Origin of the sequence: Burkholderia sp. SRS-25, assembly GCF_004343765.1 — a bacterium.
Taxonomy (GTDB): Bacteria; Pseudomonadota; Gammaproteobacteria; order Burkholderiales; family Burkholderiaceae; genus Burkholderia; species Burkholderia contaminans.
On record NZ_PTXM01000031.1, the window covers coordinates 52,723 to 70,305 of the forward strand.

At 64.8% G+C, this 17,583-nt stretch carries 15 protein-coding genes and 1 pseudogene; 6 read left to right on the forward strand and 10 right to left on the reverse strand.

All coding sequences use genetic code 11. The features are described 5' to 3' along the window. Together C5O79_RS34045 and C5O79_RS34050 are read right to left on the reverse strand one after the other, a co-directional pair. Nucleotides 1-1,341, reverse strand: coding sequence for a DUF3999 domain-containing protein (locus C5O79_RS34045; RefSeq protein ID WP_122476740.1), 1,341 nt, complete (start codon nucleotides 1,339-1,341; stop codon nucleotides 1-3). After that, on the reverse strand, nucleotides 1,338-4,751 hold the full coding sequence (locus tag C5O79_RS34050; RefSeq protein ID WP_122476739.1) for a DUF2339 domain-containing protein: 3,414 nt from the start codon (nucleotides 4,749-4,751) through the stop codon (nucleotides 1,338-1,340). Before C5O79_RS34050 ends, C5O79_RS34045 begins: the two co-directional genes overlap by 4 nt. A 297-nt stretch (nucleotides 4,752-5,048) precedes the next feature. Here C5O79_RS34050 and C5O79_RS38300 point away from each other — a divergent pair, with 297 nt between their 5' ends. The 5 genes and pseudogenes from C5O79_RS38300 to C5O79_RS34075 all read left to right on the forward strand — a co-directional run bounded on the left by C5O79_RS38300 (nucleotide 5,049) and on the right by C5O79_RS34075 (nucleotide 9,567). After that, a complete protein-coding gene (locus C5O79_RS38300) occupies nucleotides 5,049-5,270 on the forward strand; it encodes a hypothetical protein (RefSeq protein ID WP_160313547.1) in 222 nt (73 codons plus the stop codon). After that, nucleotides 5,236-6,526, forward strand: a pseudogene (locus C5O79_RS34060) (glycine betaine/L-proline ABC transporter ATP-binding protein); the annotation flags it as partial. The gene C5O79_RS38300 and the pseudogene C5O79_RS34060, both read left to right, overlap by 35 nt. Beyond that, nucleotides 6,519-7,415: a choline ABC transporter permease subunit gene (gene choW / locus C5O79_RS34065; RefSeq protein WP_046549695.1), complete on the forward strand. Its 897-nt coding sequence runs from the start codon at nucleotides 6,519-6,521 to the stop codon at nucleotides 7,413-7,415. The pseudogene C5O79_RS34060 and the gene choW, both read left to right, overlap by 8 nt. Nucleotides 7,416-7,522: 107 nt before the next feature. Continuing rightward, nucleotides 7,523-8,521, forward strand: coding sequence for a GlxA family transcriptional regulator (locus C5O79_RS34070; RefSeq protein ID WP_046549694.1), 999 nt, complete (start codon nucleotides 7,523-7,525; stop codon nucleotides 8,519-8,521). Between the two features lie 98 nt (nucleotides 8,522-8,619). Further along, complete coding sequence (locus tag C5O79_RS34075; RefSeq protein WP_122476738.1) at nucleotides 8,620-9,567, forward strand: choline ABC transporter substrate-binding protein; 948 nt, start codon at nucleotides 8,620-8,622, stop codon at nucleotides 9,565-9,567. Nucleotides 9,568-9,712: 145 nt separating this feature from the next. Here the strand turns inward: C5O79_RS34075 and C5O79_RS34080 are convergent, their stop codons facing one another. From C5O79_RS34080 to C5O79_RS34090, 4 genes are all read right to left on the reverse strand, one after another. Beyond that, nucleotides 9,713-11,131, reverse strand: a complete 1,419-nt coding sequence (locus C5O79_RS34080) for a tetratricopeptide repeat protein (RefSeq protein ID WP_053060255.1) — start codon at nucleotides 11,129-11,131, stop codon at nucleotides 9,713-9,715. Nucleotides 11,132-11,268: 137 nt separating this feature from the next. Continuing rightward, the gene (locus C5O79_RS34085) at nucleotides 11,269-12,273 is read right to left on the reverse strand and encodes a leucyl aminopeptidase (protein ID WP_124648716.1); all 1,005 of its coding nucleotides are present in this window, start codon (nucleotides 12,271-12,273) and stop codon (nucleotides 11,269-11,271) included. Between the two features lie 30 nt (nucleotides 12,274-12,303). Next, on the reverse strand, nucleotides 12,304-12,432 hold the full coding sequence (locus C5O79_RS38880) for a hypothetical protein (RefSeq protein ID WP_021163990.1): 129 nt from the start codon (nucleotides 12,430-12,432) through the stop codon (nucleotides 12,304-12,306). A gap of 339 nt (nucleotides 12,433-12,771) precedes the next feature. Further along, on the reverse strand, nucleotides 12,772-13,197 hold the full coding sequence (locus C5O79_RS34090) for a PACE efflux transporter (RefSeq protein ID WP_047852549.1): 426 nt from the start codon (nucleotides 13,195-13,197) through the stop codon (nucleotides 12,772-12,774). Nucleotides 13,198-13,344: 147 nt separating this feature from the next. On the opposite strand from C5O79_RS34090, the gene C5O79_RS34095 reads away from it, so the two are divergent. Beyond that, nucleotides 13,345-14,274 carry a LysR substrate-binding domain-containing protein gene (locus C5O79_RS34095; protein ID WP_047851171.1) on the forward strand — a complete coding sequence of 310 codons (930 nt, stop codon included), beginning with the start codon at nucleotides 13,345-13,347 and terminating at the stop codon, nucleotides 14,272-14,274. A 45-nt stretch (nucleotides 14,275-14,319) separates the two neighbouring features. Here the strand turns inward: C5O79_RS34095 and C5O79_RS34100 are convergent, their stop codons facing one another. The 4 genes from C5O79_RS34100 to C5O79_RS38960 all read right to left on the reverse strand — a co-directional run bounded on the left by C5O79_RS34100 (nucleotide 14,320) and on the right by C5O79_RS38960 (nucleotide 17,570). Then, on the reverse strand, nucleotides 14,320-15,468 hold the full coding sequence (locus tag C5O79_RS34100; protein ID WP_122476737.1) for an exo-alpha-sialidase: 1,149 nt from the start codon (nucleotides 15,466-15,468) through the stop codon (nucleotides 14,320-14,322). A gap of 66 nt (nucleotides 15,469-15,534) precedes the next feature. Beyond that, nucleotides 15,535-15,804, reverse strand: a complete 270-nt coding sequence (locus C5O79_RS34105; protein ID WP_047851169.1) for a MoaD/ThiS family protein — start codon at nucleotides 15,802-15,804, stop codon at nucleotides 15,535-15,537. 205 nt (nucleotides 15,805-16,009) lie between these two features. Beyond that, complete coding sequence (locus C5O79_RS38305) at nucleotides 16,010-16,174, reverse strand: hypothetical protein (RefSeq protein WP_160313546.1); 165 nt, start codon at nucleotides 16,172-16,174, stop codon at nucleotides 16,010-16,012. Nucleotides 16,175-16,946: 772 nt separating this feature from the next. Next, on the reverse strand, nucleotides 16,947-17,570 hold the full coding sequence (locus tag C5O79_RS38960) for an RHS repeat-associated core domain-containing protein (RefSeq protein WP_346428592.1): 624 nt from the start codon (nucleotides 17,568-17,570) through the stop codon (nucleotides 16,947-16,949). Nucleotides 17,571-17,583: the final 13 nt, after the last annotated feature.

The window sequence follows — 17,583 nt, forward strand, 5'->3', positions numbered from 1 at the left end:
TCACTCGTCGCGGCCGCGCGTATCGCCACCGCCTTTCGCGAGGCGCCACGCAATCGTCCCGAGCACGCCGACCGCGACGACCAGCGCGCCCCACAGCACGTAGCGGCGCGGTGCGTCCGTATCGGCCACTGACGCCGGCGTGACCGCCGACACCGGCAACGCCGCGCCGACGCGCGCGGGCCGCACTTCGGGCGCCATGCCGACCAGCAACGCGTCGCGGCTCACGGCCGACGACACGAGCGACGCGTCGCCGACACCGAGCGTAAACGGCGGCGTGCCGCGCGCGACGAACGTCAGCGCGGCCGGATGCCAGCCGATCGCGACGGCCGGCTGGCCGCCGCCGAATCCGCCATTGCGCATGTCGACGACGATCCGCCACGCGCGATCCGTATTCGCCGCGAATTCGAGCGGCGGATTGCGCTGCTCGCCGGCCTTGCCCTGCAGCCGGAACAGCACGGCGCCCGCGACGTCGCGCCACGGCGCCTGCGCGTCCGCGCGGCTCTGCAGCGTCGCGCGCGCGACGGTATTCGGCTGCGGCAAGTCGATGCGCACGCGGTCGACCGGATATGTGCCGTCGGTGTCGAACAGATACTCGCCGGGTGTGCCGCCGGCCCGCACGCGTACGGCGTCGCGCCATTGACGTGGCACGGATGCGGTGTCGGCCCCGCGTGCATCGCGCGGGTGCGTCTCGACGTCGATCGACGCGATCGCGGGCGCACCATCGAGCCAGTCGAGCCGCAGGTAGCGCGGCGCCGCGCCTTCGAGCGCAATGCGTTCCTGCACCAGCATCGCGTCGCCGTGGCCGACCTTCAGCAGTTGCGTGCTGCCGAGCGACCGCCAGCCACGCAGGTCGTCGCTGGCTTCGACGGCCACACGCCCCTGGTAGCTGTCGTCGCTCACGTGCACGAGCAGCGCGTCGATCTCGCCGTCCGCATGCGACAGGTCGACGAGATCCGCGCCGTGCTTCGCGCGCACCGGTGCGGCGACGCCCGCGCGCAGCGCGCCGTCCGGGCCGACCGTCACGCCGAGCGGCGCGTTGGCATTGTCGGCGCGGGCAGGCGGCAGCGGAAACCAGTGCACCGGCGTGCGCTTCGGCGGGACGGCGGCGGCCGCCGCGGGGGCGTCGAGCGAATACGGCACCGGCTCGCCCGCGCCGTTGAAGATGCGCACGTCACCGAGCTCGTCGCGCCGGCTCGCCGCATAGACGGGCTGCGGCACGGTGAGCTGGTAATACGCGGCGGTGCCGTCGAGGTCGAGCGCGAAGCGCTGCGCGGCGCGCCCGTCGGCCGCCGCGACCGACGCGAGCAGGCTCAGTCCGAGCAGGGCGGCGAGTCGTTTCATTGCGTGTCGTCCTGCTGCGCGGCGGCCTTCGGCGGCAGCGGCGAGAAATACCCGATCAACAGCAGCAGCACGCCGATGCCGATGAACGACACGATGCGCTCGATGCCGGACACGTGCGACAGGTCGAACAGGAACAGCTTGACGACCGTGAGCGCGAGCAGCGCGGCGCCGACGAACCACAGCGGACGCAGCCCGCGGCGCGTGGCCCAGATCGTGATCGCGAGCGCGCAGAGCGTCCAGTACACGGACACCGACGCCTGCACGAGCGTCGATTCCGCCATCGCGCCGAGTTGGTACGGCACGCCGGCCCAGTGATGCAACGTGCGCAACAGGATCGCGTTCAGCCACAGGAACGCGGTCGCGCCGGCCGCGCTCGGCAGCTCGACGCGATACTTGCCGAACGACCAGCCAAGCTTGCGTGCGCGCACGAACCACGACGCGGCGAGTGCATAGACGACCGCGAGCACGAGGTCGAGCGGGTTGAAGAGCGGCACGCGCGCCCAGCTTCCGCCGTCCTGCGTGAAGTTCGCGTAGAAGGTCCACACCCACATCACGACGATGAGCGGCAGCGACGCGAGCGCGCACATGCGGGCGATGCCGTCGCGGCGCGTCAGCCACATCCCGGCAAAAGCGAACAGGCTCCAGCCGACCATGAACACCTGCTGGATGCCGAACGACGACAGCACGGTGTCGATGTCGTAGGCCATGTGGAAGCGATGATGCAGCGTGCGCAGCATCAGTGCGTTGAACCACAGGAACACGGTTGCAATGGCCGCGTAGTCGACGACGCGCGGATGCCACGCGATGCCGAGCGTCTTCAGGCGGCGCAGCCACACGGCGAACGCGACGAACACGAGGAACTGCGCGATGTCGAGCGGGTTGAGCAGCGGGAGCCAGAAGAGCGGCGCAGCGTTACCGTCGCTGGTCACGCTGGCGATGCTCCACAGCCACAGCAGTGCGGCGAGCGGCGCCGCGCCCCATACTTGGTACGCGCGCGGAAACGCCGCAACCGGCCAGCGCAGTCGCGAGCCGGGGCCCGACACCAGCAGGAGCAGCGCACCGAAACCGTAGGCCCATGCGCTCCAGCTCCACGCGCCTTCGGGCACGTACGCACGCAGGCGCCAGAAGCCTTCGAGCGACAGCAGCCCGCACACGGTCCAGAACATCAGCGTGTGCAGCGGCGCAATGATGCCTGCGGAGAGGGATGGCGCGACGCCGCGCGCCGAGCCTTGCGCGGAATCGGCGCCTGCCGTGCCGCGCGACTGCCGCCACAGCAGCGCAAGTCCTGCGCCGACCGCGGCGGGCCACGCGAACGCGCCCATCCCCGACAGCGGCGCCTCGTGTGCATCGAACGCGCGCAGCGCGAGCAGCGCCAGCACCGGCGTCAGCGCGAGCGCGGGCCATTCGGCGAGCGGCCACGCGAGCCGGCGGCGCGCGACGTGCGCGAGCCATGCGGTGCCGGCCGCGAACAGCGCAGTCGTATCGACGACGAAGCGATCGGCATGCAGGTCGACGTGACGGCTCGCGTAGACGAGGATCTCGTGCAGGCCGCCGCTCACCCACCACAGCACCCCCCATGCGGCGGCCGCGGCGCCGATCTCGGGCATCCACGCATGCCACGCGCGCGCTTCGCCGCGCCCGTGCAGCCACCAGCCGGTGAACAGGCCGGCGAGCGCGATCAGCAGCATCGCGATGTAGGGGCTGTTGAGCACCGGCAGTGCGGCGGCGTCGGCCGGCCCGAGCAGGCTCGTGAAGAATGCGCCGGCCGCGGCAACCTGCATCAGCAACCCGAAGCCGAACCGCAGCATGCGCTTCTCGCGTACGCCGAGCCACACGACGGCTGCGCCTTCGATCGCCCACGCGGCGCTGGTCGTCGGGCCGGAGAACGCGAGCGGCACGGCCAGCGTCGCGAAGATCACCGCGAGCGCGAGCATGGATTCGAACAGCAGCGCGAGGCGGTCGCGGCGCCGCGCGAGCCACGCGGTGACGACGACGTAGAACGCCGACAGCGCGACGGCGCTCCACGCGAGCCCGAACGGCATGTCCTTCACGAGCGACGCCTGCAGCGCGGTCGCGACGATCGGCGTGCCGAACACGAGCGTGCCGTCCACGTAGTGCCGCAGCGCGAGTTCGCGTTTCACCGCATACAGCAGCGCGATGCCGACGTACATCAGGAAGAACAGGATGAGGAACGGCTCGGTGCTCGCGAACAGCGCGGGCCGGTAGGCCGTCACGCCCCATGCCGAGCCGATCGTGAACGTGAACACGAAGCCGAGCAGGTTCAGCGGACGCCAGGCCTTGAACCACGCGATCGCGAAAATGCCCGCGTTCAGCAGTGCGTAGTAGCTGAACAGCGCGACATGGTTGCCCTGTCCGGTCGACAGCAGCACCGGCGCGAGAAAGCCGCCCGCGGTGCCCATGAACGCGAGCGGCAGCGCGTTCTGCCGCACCGCGAGGAACGCGCTCAGCGCGCACACGGCCACCATCAGCGGGAACGCGGCGCCGACGGGCAGCAGCGCGTAAAGCTTGGTCGCAGCGAAGATCGTCAGGTACAGGATGCCGACGCCGCCGCCCTGCAGCACGAGCCCGTACGCCGCACGGCGCGCGCGCACGCGCCAGCCGATCGCGAGTAGCGCGGCCGCGGCCAGCGCGGTGCCGGCGAGGCGGAATTCGATCGGCAGCATGTTGTTGTCGGCCGCGTACTTGAGCAGGAACGCGACGCCGAAGAACAGCACGATGATCCCGACGCGCACGACCGTGTTGCCGCCGAGCAGCCAGTCGCGCGCGGCGCGGAATGCGCGCTCGACGAGGTCGGGTTCGCGCGGCTTGGGCGGCGCGGGGGGAGCCGACGGTGCAGGCGCTGCGGCGGCAGGCGTTTCGCTCGCGCGGATCGCGGCGGCCGGTGTCGGTGCCGGCGTGGCGGCGCGAACGGGGGCGGGAGCCGGTGCCGAGGCGGACGCCGATGCGTCCGGGCGTGCGGCGGCCGGCTGGGCAGGCACGCGCGGCGGCAGGACGGCCGAAGGCGGGAAGGATGCGGATGGGTCTGCCGAGGCAGAGGTAGCGGCGGCCCCGGTGGGCGTGTACACGGTCGCGTCAGTCGCGGCCGAGCCGGCCTTCGCGCCGGCCAACTGGCCGCGCAACGACGCGACTTCACGCGTCAGCGTCTCGACGGTCGCCTCGAGGCGTGCGACGCGCTCGGCCAAGGGTGCCGGCGGCTGGGCGGGCGGTGCCTGCATCGCGAACGCGCCGGGGGGCGTGCCGTTGTTCTTGCGCTTGCGCTGTTGCAGCGTATTGTCGAGGCAGAACCCGATCGCGGCACCGAGCACTGCGCCGGTGATGCCGGAGAAATCCCCGATCAATGCGGCAATCCCGCCTACGATGAAGCCGATTGCGGTAAAAGCCCAGTTCATCTCGCCTTGCTCCCTCTCTCTCGTATCGTTATCGGCCTGCGATCGGACGTTTGCCGGTCGAGGCGGTATCGGCATGGCCGGCAGGCGAACCGGCATGCGCTGCTGACCACGGTGGCCGCGTGGCGGCCTGCGTTGCGATCAGCCTGTTGGCGGGGAATGTATCACAGCGGCCCTCGCGGATTTTCCGGGTTGGCGCGGTATCGCGGCGTGCTCCGTACGGTGTCGCCGCGCGGCTTTTGGCACGGTCATGCTTTTTATCGGTGGAGACGATGCGCTTTCGTCTGAGCAGAGCGGCGCGTGATCGGACGTGAAATTGTCGTAAAGCGACGCGTGCCCGATGCGATTTGGCGCAACGCGCGACGCGATATGCGCCGCGCTGCTGCGCACAAGTCCGACGCGCGATGCCCGCCGTTGCTGGACGTGCGCGTATTGCGCCGCCGCAATCGGGTGCCGCCGCGTGCCGCGGCCCGCCCGGCGGGGCTGGCGGCCGTGTCGTATTTGCGCAAGCGTTTGTCGTAATTCGTCGGCAGGTCGGGGTTTTTTCTGGCAACTATGTAGGCACGCTAAGACAAGCGCGAGTCCCGCTACACGAGGAGAAGGTTTCGATGGATGCCCCCAAGGTCGTGGTCGAAGGTCTGTGCAAGGTATTTGGAAGCAACCCGCAGCAGGCGCTCGACATGCTCGCCGCCGGCGCGACGAAGGACGATGTGCTCAAGCGCACCGGCCAGGTCGTCGGCGTGCACAACGTCTCCTTCGATGTGCAGGAAGGCGAAATTTTCGTGCTGATGGGCCTGTCCGGCTCCGGCAAGTCCACGCTGATCCGCCTCGTGAACCGGCTGGTCGATCCCAGCGCCGGCAAGGTGATGATCGACGGGCTCGACGTCGCGTCGGCGCGCCGCTCGGCGCTGACCGCGCTGCGCCGCAAGGACATGAGCATGGTGTTCCAGTCGTTCGCGCTGATGCCGCATCGCTCCGTGGTGTCGAACGCCGCGTTCGGCCTGGAAGTCGCGGGCGTCGGCAAGAAGGAGCGCGAGCGCCGCGCGATGGAAGTGCTCGAGCAGGTCGGCCTCGCGCCGTTCTCGCACAAGCTGCCGTCCGAGCTGTCGGGCGGCATGCAGCAGCGCGTCGGCCTCGCCCGCGCGCTGGCCGTGAACCCGTCGCTGATGATCATGGACGAGGCGTTTTCCGCGCTCGATCCGCTCAAGCGCCGGGAAATGCAGGATGTGCTGCTGCAGCTGCAGAAGGAACAGCGCCGCACGATCATGTTCGTGTCGCACGATCTGGAAGAAGCGCTGCGCATCGGCAACCGCATCGCGATCATGGAAGGCGGCCGGCTCGTGCAGGTCGGCACGCCGCAGGACATCATCGCGAACCCCGCCGACGATTACGTGCGCGCGTTCTTCGACGGCATCGACACCAGCCGCTACCTGACGGCCGGCGACCTGATGCAGACGGGCGCCGTGCCGATCGTGTCGAAGTGCGATGCCGCGAACGTCGCGGCGACGCTGAACGGCAGTGCCGACTATGCGTTCGTGCTCGATGCGCAACGCAAGATCCGCGGCTTCGTCACGCGCGATGCGATCGGTCAGGCGACGCCGTCCGTGAGCCCGATCGAATCCATCCGCCGCGATGCGTCGCTCGAACATGTCGTCGCGCGCGTGGTCGCGAGCCCGAATGCACTGCCGGTCGTCGACGACGACGGCTGCTACTGCGGCTCGGTCGATCGTGCGCTCATCCTGAAGGCCATCACGCGTTCGCGAGGTTCCCATGTCTGAAATGATTCCGCTCGGTACCTGGGTCGACCAGTCCGTTCACTACCTGCTCGACCACGACGCCAAGACGTTCGACACGATCGGCCAGGCGATCGAGGGGCTCGCGGCATTCGTCGAGCACGGCCTGCAGGCGATCCCGATGTGGCTGATGATGGCCATCTTCATCGGCGTCGGGCTGTGGCGGGTGGGCTGGCGCTTCGCGCTGTTCACGACGCTGTCGCTGCTGCTGATCTTCGCGACGGGCTTCTGGGACCAGACGGTCATCACGCTCGGCCTCACGCTGTCGTCGACGATCATCAGCCTCGTGCTCGGCATCCCGCTCGGCATCTGGGCCGCGAAGAGCAAGTGGGTCGCCGCGATCGTGCGCCCGATCCTCGACCTGATGCAGACGATGCCCGCGTTCGTCTACCTGATTCCGGCCGCCATGCTGTTCGGTCTCGGCCGCGTGCCGGGGATCCTGTCGACGGTGATCTTCGCGATGCCGCCGGCGGTACGCCTGACGAGCCTCGGTATCCGCCACGTGAACCGCGAGATCGTCGAGGCCGGCCAGGCCTTCGGCTGCACGCCGTGGCAGCTGCTGTACAAGGTGCAGTTCCCGAATGCGCTGCCGTCGATCATGCAAGGCGTGAACCAGACGATCATGATGGCGCTGTCGATGGTGATCATCGCGTCGATGGTGGGTGCAGGCGGCCTCGGCAACGACGTGCTCGCCAGTATCCAGCGCCTCGACATCGGCCTCGGTTTCGAAAGCGGCCTGTCGGTCGTGTTGCTCGCGATCATTCTCGACCGTATCACCGAAAGCTTCGGCCGTGCGCCGGGCACCGTGAAGGCGCCGCTGTTCTCGGGTCTCAAGCAGCTGTTTCGCGTGAAGGCCGCGCCCGCTCAGGCGTGAGCTCCGGCGGCCGGTCCCCCGGCCGCTCATCCTGAACATAGATAAACGGCCTCCGCGGCTTGCGCCGCGGGGTTGGCCCCCTGCAACCTCCTCGCCAGGAGACCGATGTGACGTCCGCCGTTGCTGTCGCGCCCGCAGCCTGCGTTTCACCGGTTTCATCGCTCGCCCATTTCGGCTTCCTGACGCTGCCGAACTTTTCGATGATCGCGTTCTCGAGCGCCGTCGAGGTGCTTCGGATGGCGAACTACGTCGGGCGTGCAGACCACTACAAGTGGTCGATCTACTCGCTCGACGGCGCACCCGCGCACGCCAGCAACGGCATCGCGGTACGGCCCACTCAGGCGCTCGACTACACGAACCTGCCCGACGTGATGATCGTGTGCGGCGGCATCCGCATCCGCGACGTGGTCGACGAGGGCGCACGCGATACGCTCGCGGCGCTCGCCGAACGTGGTCTGCCGCTCGGCGGCATCTGCACGGGCGCGTATGCGCTGATGTCGAGCGGGCTGCTCGACGGCTATCGCTGCACCGTGCACTGGGAGAACCTGTCCGCGCTGCATTCGGAGTTTCCGCAGGTCGGCTTCGCCGACGAACTGTTCGTCGTCGACCGCGACCGGCTGACCTGCACCGGCGGCACCGCGCCGCTCGACCTGATGCTGAATCTCGTCGGGATGCGCTTCGGCCAGCAGCTGGCCGCGCAGGTATCCGAGCAGTTCATCCTCGAGCGCATCCGCAGCTCGACCGACACGCAGCCGATTCCGGTCGATGCGCGCGTCGGCTTCTCGCGCGCGGAGTTGATCGAGGTCGTGCGGCTGATGGAGGCGAACATCGAGGAGCCGCTGTCGCTCGAGGAGCTCGCGCGGCTCGTGCGGCTGTCGCAGCGGCACCTGCAGCGCATGTTCAAGGTGTACCTGAACGTGTCGCCGACCCACTATTACCTGACGCTGCGCCTGAAGCGCGCACGGGACCTGCTGCGCACGACCGACGCGTCGATCGCACGCGTGACGACCGTCTGCGGCTTTCATTCGCCCTGCCATTTCAGCAAGGCCTACCGTGCGCAGTTCGGCCACGCGCCGAGCTACGAGCGCCGGTTGCCGGGACGCTGACCGAACCCATGGTCCGCCACGCCGCCGGGATCGCGGCGCGCGGTTTCAATAAACGATCCCGCATTCAAGCAAACGACATCACTTTGAGGAGAAGCAAGATGAAGCGCCTATTGATCGCAGCGGTGTGCGGGATCGGGATATCCGCGCCGATGTCGGCCGTGTACGCGGCCGATCCGCCCGTGTGCAAGAACGTGCGCTTCGCGGACGTCGGCTGGTCCGACATCGCGGCGACCACGGGCCTCGCGTCGACGATGCTGCAGGGGCTCGGCTACAGCCCGACGAAGACGATCGCGTCGGTGCCGATCACGTTCGCCGGCATCAAGAGCAAGCAGATCGACGTGTTCCTCGGCTACTGGTCGCCGACGATGGACCCGATCATCCAGCCGTTCACGAAGGCCGGCCAGATCAAGGTGCTTTCGACGCCGAACCTGACCGGCGCGAAATACACGCTCGCGGTGCCCGACTACGTGTACCAGGGCGGCCTGAAGTCGTTCGCGGATATCCAGAAGTACGCGGACAAGCTCAACGGCAAGATCTACGGGATCGAACCGGGCAACGACGGCAACCTGCTGATCAAGAAGATGATCGACGGCAACCAGTTCGGCCTCGGCAAGTTCAAGATGGTCGAGTCGAGCGAGGCCGGGATGCTGGTCGAGGTGAATCGCGCGATCCGCGACAAGCAGTGGATCGTGTTCCTCGGCTGGGAACCGCATCCGATGAACGTGCAGATGAAGATCGACTACCTGAGCGGCGGCGACGACGTGTTCGGCCCGAACTACGGCGAAGCGAAGGTGCTGACGGCGACGCCGCCCGACTACGCGCAGCGCTGCCCGAACGTCGCGAAGTTCGTGTCGAACCTGCAGTTCACGACGTCGATCGAGAACCACGTGATGATGCCGATCATGAACAAGGAAGATCCGAACAAGGCGGCGGCCGAGTGGCTGAAGGCAAACCCGCAGGCGCTCGACAAGTGGCTCGCGGGCGTGACGACGGTCGACGGCAAGCCGGGCCTGCCGGCGGTGAAGGCTTATCTCGGCGTGCATTGAGCGAGGTGTTCGGGCCGTTGCCGGGCCCGCAAGCGGCATGACGTGCCTGCGCCCCCCTCCGTCTCGGGAAGATCCCGGACGCGGGGGGCGTCGACGTGCCTGTCCGGCTTGTTCAGCCGGGATGGTTCGAGTCGTGCATCAGGCATCAGGCGACGGCACGCATGAGCCACGCGTGGATGTTTCGAACCACGTCGCTCCAGTCACCTTCCCGGGTCTGCCGCAAAGCGGTCGCATGCCGGATCCACGGGCTCGCGGTTCCCTCGACGCCCCAACGCCAATCGCCGCAGATGTGAGTCGGTACGCAAGTCCGCATGCCCATCATGGCCGTCAGGTTGGCTACGCCTGAATCGACTGCGACCACGGCGTCCAGTTGGGCAATGCACGCCGCCGTGTCGGCGAAATCCCGGATCACCGGCTGGTAGTGACCGACGTTGCAGGCCGGCGCGCCAGCCAGCGCCGCGGCCGCGGGATGATGCAGATTCACGAAATGCATGCATTCCGCCATGGCAGGGTGCGCCACGATCTCGTTGACCGCATCGAGCGGCAGGCTGCGGCGGCTGGCCCAGCACCTGACGATGGCACCCTTTTCGGGCCAGTGTCGTTGGACGCAATCCCAGAACAGTCCGATCAGTTTCTTCCCCGGATGCTGGTTGCGCAGTTGCGCGGCCCATTCGGCCGCGATTCGCTGCTTTTGCGGCGGCACCTCGATATAGGGCGTGAACCATTGTTCCGGCGCGTGCGTCTGCCGGGCTTTCAGCATCGGCAAATGGAGCAGTGTTGCATGCAGGTCCGGCGCGAACCCGTCTACCCGTGATTGCAGTTCACGGGGCAACGGCGCATGAAACTGTGGCGGATTGGGTGCGGCGACGACCTCGCAACGCGGCAGTGACGCCTGCATCAGCGCGTGGTTCTGCGGATGGCAAGTGAGCATGGCGTGCGCGCCCGCGTCCAGCCAATCGGCCAGGCAGGCTGCCAGAAGAAAGTTGTCGCCGAATCCATGTTCATGCGTGACCAGGACACGCTTGCCGCTCACATCCGACTCGCCATCCCATGTCGGGAGGCCGCTGGGGCGGTAATTGGCGGACAGGCGTGGAACGTCATCGCGCATTCGCCAATAGGCAAAGCCGCGCGGGTCACCGGCCTTGAGCATCGCCTCTCCCAACGCGAATCCGATCGATGCGGCCATCTCGGCATGGCCGGATTCGGCCATGCGATAGGCTTCGTCCAGCAACCGGATGGCCTGCGCGAGATCGCCGGCCATCATCAGGCTCATGCCCAGTCGCAAGCGGTAGAGTTCGGGGCGGTCGTGCCGCGACGGATCACGTTTCCATGTATCGGCGGCTTCGAGATACCGGCCCAGCAGGTAGAGCGCATCGGCGCGCCGGGCAATGAACACGGGGTCGTGCGGATCGAGCGCCAGCGCGCGGTCGGCCCACGGGAGCATGTCCTCCTCGCGCCGGAGGGCGGTCAGCAATTCGCAGATGCGATGCAGCAGCGCGGGATCATGCGAATCGCCTGCGAATTGCGTCTGCGCGACATGTAGTTGCTGTTCGAGGTCGACCATGACGATTCGGCTCGGGAAGGCGCGGCCACGGTACATGACAGGCGTTACGTGAACCCGCGCGGGCAGGGTGCCGACGGTGGAAGTCGCGAGGCCGGCATCTTGTCGGTGCTTCGATGCCGGCCGTGTCGTCGAAGGCGCTAGACGTGGAATGCGCCGTCGAAGATGACGGTGTCGTCGAACCGGATCGTTCCGGACGAAAACACCAGATCCAGATGATGGCTGCCACGTTCGCCGCCGCCGAGGCCGAGGTGCAGCCCGGCATGGCGTTCTTCGAAACTCGCATTGCGTCCATGCAGCCTGACGTTCAGGTTCGTACCGATCCCGAACTCTTCGACGATCCGGTTTCCCGCGCATTTATCGAGGTATAGCTTGATGTCGTCCTCGAGCTGTCGATTGGCCGATTCGACGCTGACCACGTGGCCCCGTTCGATCCCGATGTTCAAGATCGGATCGATGACGCCGTACTTGATGGCAAAGGGCACCGTGCTCAAGAAGGTGCCGCCGAATGTGACGTTGCCGGTCAGGTCGGGTACCCGGGTCGCCACTTCGCCGGGCATCAGGTCATAGTGGTTGCGGCCGTCCAGGCTTTTCCAGGTCTGGTCCAGCGTTCCGTGCAGCGAGCCGCCGAAACCATCGTGAAACTGCACGCGCCGGGCGCGTTGCGCCGCCGCGATGATGCGCTCGTTGCGAGCAGCGATATCGTCGATGCTCTCGGAAAAGGCCTCGTTGAAGAATTCGCCGTACTCCCGGAGCAATACCGACTTCTTCCAGTGCTCGGCCATTTTCGGCTTGAGGGGCGGTATGAATGACGGCCCGTGCGGATTGATGTCGGAACGTATCGAGGAGTCGTACATGAAGATGAACATGTCACACCGGTCGATTTCCTCGATGACCTGTTCGTGATTTTCCGTTTCGAGCTCGACGTAGGTGAATGAATATTCCAGCTTCTTCGGGCAATGTCGAATGATTGATTGCGCGGTGTCTTTCTGGCTTTTGTCCGAGCCGACCAGGATATTGGCGCCGGGCGCGTTTCTCTGCATCATGGCTGGATGTCCGCGGACGCACGAAAAGAAATTTTCTACACTTTTTTCCATCACATTCTCCGGGATATCCAGGTTCTCGATCAAAAAATGGCGGATCATTGCGATCCGCCATCATCCGAGGCTGACCGCTTATGCCCAAAGAGCGGTGGCGAATGGAATGACTGCGCTGTCCTTCATCATTTCGACCCAATCTTCATGCTGATCTTCCTGCATCCATTCGATCAGCGGGAGATCTTGCTTTTCCTGATTTTCGTTCATGATGATTTCCTTGTTGAGGAATTGAACTGCGAACATCGCAAATCGCCCTCGAAACTGCGGGGGCGGATTTAGCGATTGAGTCGGCGCATGCGGTTGCGCTGATTATATGGGGTGGGTATGGGTGATTATCTTGTGTTTAATTGTCAACTTACATTAGCAGTTGAAATTGCGGAGCGGCAATGTAGCGTAAACCCTGTGTTTGGTTTTTGGTTTTCGAATGTATCGGGTGGTGAAAATCGGGAATGTAAATAATATAGTTAAGTTGAATTTAAAATCGAAACAAACACGCCAATTGATGTCATTCCCGGTTGTCCGATTTCACGGAGCAGAGCGACCGATTCATTGCCCCCTCGTCGTCGCCGGCACGTCGAACACGCGATCGAACGCCCACTGGAACACGAACGCGTAGCAGAAGAAGAACGCGAACAACCCGATGTCGACGACGAATGCGTCGAGCCACGAGATGTCGAGCCACCACGACACGACGGGCACGAGGATGAAGATCAGCCCGCCTTCGAATCCGGTCGCGTGCAGGATCCGCCGCCCGAGCGTGCGCGCCGGCTGCCGCCGCGACGCTTCCCAGCGCTCGAACAGCGCGTTGAAGATCATGTTCCAGAGCAGTGCGATCGCCGACATCGTCGCCGACAGCGCGCCCGAATAGACGAGATTCTGTTTGAAGATCGCCGCGATCGCGGGCGAGATGCAGGAAATCGCGATCGCTTCGTAGAGCACCGCCTGCGTGATCCTGCGCGGTAGGCCTTGCACGTTGTCGCTCCGGTTGGACGTCACTCGCCGCGGCACCGTGCCACGACGTCCCGCAAGGCTATCCGCGTTGCACGCCCGCTTCAATTCACCTAATCTCACCCCGATTCAATTGAATTCAACCTGGCCCGATCCGGCCCGCGAGGCCCCGTGTTCTCCAAAATCCCCCTGACTGCATTGCGTGTATTCGAGTCGTCGGCACGGCTCGGCGCGTTCAAGGCTGCCGCGGACGAACTGTCCGTGACACCGGCCGCCGTGTCGCACCAGATCAAGTCGCTCGAAAGCCGGCTCGGTGTGCTGCTGTTCGAGCGCGGTGCGAGCGGCGTGCGGCTCACGGACGAAGGCGAACGCCTGTTTCGCGCGAGTCACGATGCATTGCTCGCATTGAGCCGCGGGCTCGACGCGGTGCGGCCCGAGACGGCGGGCGAGCGCACGCTCGTGCTGACCACTACGCCCGCCTTTGCTGCGATGTGGCTGATTCCGCGCCTCGGTCGGTTTCGTCGCATCGATCCGCAACTGCACATCAAGGTCGAAACCGGCAATACGCTGGTCGATCTTGAGCGTGATGCGCGGATCGATCTCGCGATTCGCGCGACGTCGCGCACGTTTCCGGCGCTGCACGAGATTGCGCTGATCGACGAGTACTTCGGCGCGTATGCGGCCGCCGGGTTCGACGCGCATCGCACGGACGAGCCGCTCGACCTGATCGAGATCATGTGGGATACGCCGCTGCCGGTGTCGGTCGATTGGGCGTCGTGGTGTCGGGCGGCCGGCCGAGAATCGTGGCTCGAACGCGCGGTGTTTCGCCACTACGACGACGAGCATTACGCGTTGCAGGCGGTGCTGCACGGGCAGGGCATCGCGCTGCTCAGCTCGGTGCTGGCTGCCGAGCATGTCGCGCACGGAGCATTGACGCCGATCGAGCCGGCGGTGCGGATCGAGGGCGCGCGTTTTGTCGCGCTGTGCCGGCCCGGTCGGGAGCGTGAGCCGCAGGTCAGGTCGTTTCTCGACTGGCTCGACGCGGAGATGGCGCAGACGCGGGAGGCGGTGGGGCGGATGGGGGCGGGCGTCGAGCGGTAAAGCGGGCCGTGCGGGCCGGGCGCGCGCCGACCCGCTCGCACACCGTCACCCGAACCTGACGCAATAAACCGGCGGCAAATGCGCAGACACCAGCTGCCAGTTTTCACCGGCATCGTCGGACGTCCATAACCCACCGGTGGTCGATCCCATCGCGAGGCGCGTGCCGGTCTCATCGATCGCGAGCCCGTGCCGATACACGAGGTCGTACGCCGGCGCACTCGGCAATCCGTTCGAGAACTGCTCGAAACTGCGCCCGCCGTCACGCGTGCGCGTGACGACGAACCGGCCATTCACCGGAATCCGGCACGCGTCCTTCACGGCCGGCACGAACCACGCGGTGTCCGGTTCATGCGGGTGCACGGCTACCGCGAAGCCGAAGCTCGAAGGCTGCGCCTCGATGCGCCGCCAGTGTTCGGCGCCGTCGGTCGAGCGGAAGATCGCGCAGTGATGCTGCGTCCACAGCACGTCCGGGTTGGCCACGCACTGCACGACGCGGTGCGGGTCCTGCATGTTCGGTTCGCCGCGCCGCTCAGGCGGCATGTAGTCGGCTTCCATGCCCTCTGCGGTCACGCGCCACGTCGCGCCGCCGTCGGTGGTCTGCCAGACGCCGCCGCACGAGATGCCGACCGTCACGTGCCGGCTGTCGCGCGGATCGACCATCACCGAATGGATGCCCGGCGCATCGTATCCACCGCCGCCCCATTCGGCGCGCTCGGGGCGATCCCACAGTGCCCGGTTGAGCTCCCACGAACTGCCGCCGTCGTCGGAGCGGAACAGCCCGCCGGGAATCGTGCCGGCCCACAGCACGCCCGGCTCGTCGGCGCCGCCGGCTTCGAGCGACCAGATCTGCTGGAGCGTCCACGGCGGCTGCGGCGGGCCGGGTGGTGCGTCGTCCGCGTCGCCGGTGCCGGCATTCACGCTGGCGCCGGCGGGTGGGGCTTCGGCGGGCTGCGGCGGATAGACGGGAACCGCACATTCTTCCCAGTCGGCGGCGCCTGCGCGCCTGCGGTGCAGCTTGACGCCGAAATGGCCGAGGTTCAGCGCGGCATACAGCGTGCCGTCGCGCGGGTCGGCGAGCGCCATGCTGACCGGCTCGCCGGCGAAGTGCGGCTCATCGAGCGTCCAGCCGCCGTGGCCGTCGGCCTGCAGGACGAACAGGCCCTTGCGGGTGGCGACGAGCAGTCGATCGTTCATGTGGGATGTCTCCTGATGGCCCGCCTGACGTTGGGGGGCGCGGTCGATGCTTGTGCATATATCCCCTCATCCGCCCGTCAACGCCTGCACGACATAGACCCGGCTGGCGTCGCCGAGCACATCGGAGAGGTGTTGCCGGTCGCGTATCGGCTGGCCGTCGATGAATACCGACAGGTGTTTGCGCAGCGCACCCTGGTCGTCGAGGATGTAACCGCGCAGCCGCGGGTGCTCGCCGAAAACGGTGTCGAATGCTTCGCCGACCGAGTGGGCGTCGATTTCGCACTCGGGCGTTTCGATATGCCGCTGGATCGACGCGGCGAAGAAGAGGTGCGCCATGGCGGTGGCTGGCAGGAGCCGCGCGGAGGGGACGGTCTGTAGTTTAGGCGATCCGTCAGCCGCGGAAAGCCGGCATCGCGTAGTCGCCGCGTGCCGGCGTGTCGTCCTGAAATAGGTTGACGGCAGTCTCCCGCGACTTCTGCAAGCCTCCACCGGCCACGATCATACTCAATAACGTTTACACGTGTAATTTGTGGTGGTGTTGCTAGTCGAATTTGGAAAAGGTGCCTCCAAAATCCCAAAATATGCCGTGGTCGCCACATGCCTTGAGGTATTGATCCTCTCGATCATTTGTGTTTGAAAAGCTAAATTTTTCAAAAGCAGGCAGCGCCGCCGAGGCGGTAAGAGAAATATATAAAGTAGTCTTCATGATTTGCTGCATCTCAAGGATTTTTCGTGAAAATGAACTTCATCTTTTTCGCGTTGTTCATTGGGAATTCATTTTTAAAATGCAGTTTCCAGGTAAATTTGCTGTTGTATTCTAATTTCTATTAAAGTGATTGGTTGATCGTTTAAAATCTGGATTTTCAACTGGATCGAGAATTTTAAATTGGATGAAGATCATCCAACGGACCATCGTCATAGTAGCTCGCTACACAATATGCGTCAGGTATCGTCCATGTCACGTTCACGTCGGCCCATTCATCGGGACTTGCTGAACAGGCTTGGGGAAATCGTATATCTATCCCAATGTACTTCCCTTGGTAGAATTCTGTGGCATTAGCGGTATTGAGCATGTCGACGCGATACGGATGGTCAAATCCAAATAATGTTGACCCTATTGCCTATAGATCGAGTAGATCAATTCAGGTAATGGTTTTTAACGTGCGCAACTGTCACTCAATTCGATCTTATTTTGAGATATGAATCTGTCCGCTTTGGGGAGGGATGATAGCGGTTGTGGAGGCGCCTTCTTGTTTTGCCATGTAACTAGTAGCAGCGGCATTCGTAGTTATTTGAAATATTTCTCCCATATTGGGGGTGGGGTGGCTCCAATTTCCCAAACATCCCTTTACTTTTGCAGATTTTAATGCAGCGACTCCATTTTTCATGGTAAGTTGGTTGTCCGTACATTGCAATAAATAAAATTATAGAAAACACCAGTGAGATGGTCAAAAAATTTAGCCTTGCGATACGCGTCATTACAATCCTCCCAGGGATGTGCACGTAAATTTGCGAGAATTATCTCCAAAGACGGAATACGATTGATCGTAATGTTTGGGGCGTGCCTTGCAAGTAAGTCCAGAATCATCCGTCGGCCTAAGATCCGAAAGAGGATCATCGCCGTAGTACCCCGCGGAACAATAGAATTTCGGAACTTCTACCGGGACATTTACCCCAGGCCAAACGCCGGGTAGTACATCCGCTGGAATTGGGTTGTTGGAAATATCGTTCAGTAGAAGTTGTGCTTGAGGGCGTTGAGCAAGCGCAGGTCTTGGTGGCATCGCATCAGCTCTATATAGATGTCCCATCCCGAGGAGAACCGGCCCCCTCGCCTGAAGCCCAAGTGGATCGACTCGCGTGACAGGATTACATTGCACGTATGCGTATAGATTGAGCCCGCCTCGTAGGCCAATTGGGTCCAGACTGATATACCGAGCCACCTCAGGATCGTAATGCCGATACCGGTTGTAGTGCAGCCCCGATTCGCTGTCATGGTACTGCCCCTGGAAGCGGATGGGATTGGCGAACTGAGCCTTCCCTGACGCCTTCCTGATCGCCTCCTGCGCAACACCCCACGCGCGGTACTCCGCACTCCACGCAATCTCGCTGTGCTCG

Excerpts from the sequence above, each read along its gene's own strand:
- C5O79_RS38305 (WP_160313546.1), bottom strand. The coding sequence starts at position 16,174 with ATGAAGACTACTTTATATATTTCTCTTACCGCCTCGGCGGCGCTGCCT.
- choW (WP_046549695.1), top strand. The coding sequence starts at position 6,519 with ATGTCTGAAATGATTCCGCTCGGTACCTGGGTCGACCAGTCCGTTCAC.
- C5O79_RS34075 (WP_122476738.1), top strand. The coding sequence starts at position 8,620 with ATGAAGCGCCTATTGATCGCAGCGGTGTGCGGGATCGGGATATCCGCG.
- C5O79_RS34045 (WP_122476740.1), bottom strand. The coding sequence starts at position 1,341 with ATGAAACGACTCGCCGCCCTGCTCGGACTGAGCCTGCTCGCGTCGGTC.
- C5O79_RS38880 (WP_021163990.1), bottom strand. The coding sequence starts at position 12,432 with ATGAACGAAAATCAGGAAAAGCAAGATCTCCCGCTGATCGAATGGATG.
- C5O79_RS34100 (WP_122476737.1), bottom strand. The coding sequence starts at position 15,468 with ATGAACGATCGACTGCTCGTCGCCACCCGCAAGGGCCTGTTCGTCCTG.
- C5O79_RS34080 (WP_053060255.1), bottom strand. The coding sequence starts at position 11,131 with ATGGTCGACCTCGAACAGCAACTACATGTCGCGCAGACGCAATTCGCA.
- C5O79_RS34085 (WP_124648716.1), bottom strand. The coding sequence starts at position 12,273 with ATGATCCGCCATTTTTTGATCGAGAACCTGGATATCCCGGAGAATGTG.
- C5O79_RS34105 (WP_047851169.1), bottom strand. The coding sequence starts at position 15,804 with ATGGCGCACCTCTTCTTCGCCGCGTCGATCCAGCGGCATATCGAAACG.
- C5O79_RS34050 (WP_122476739.1), bottom strand. The coding sequence starts at position 4,751 with ATGAACTGGGCTTTTACCGCAATCGGCTTCATCGTAGGCGGGATTGCC.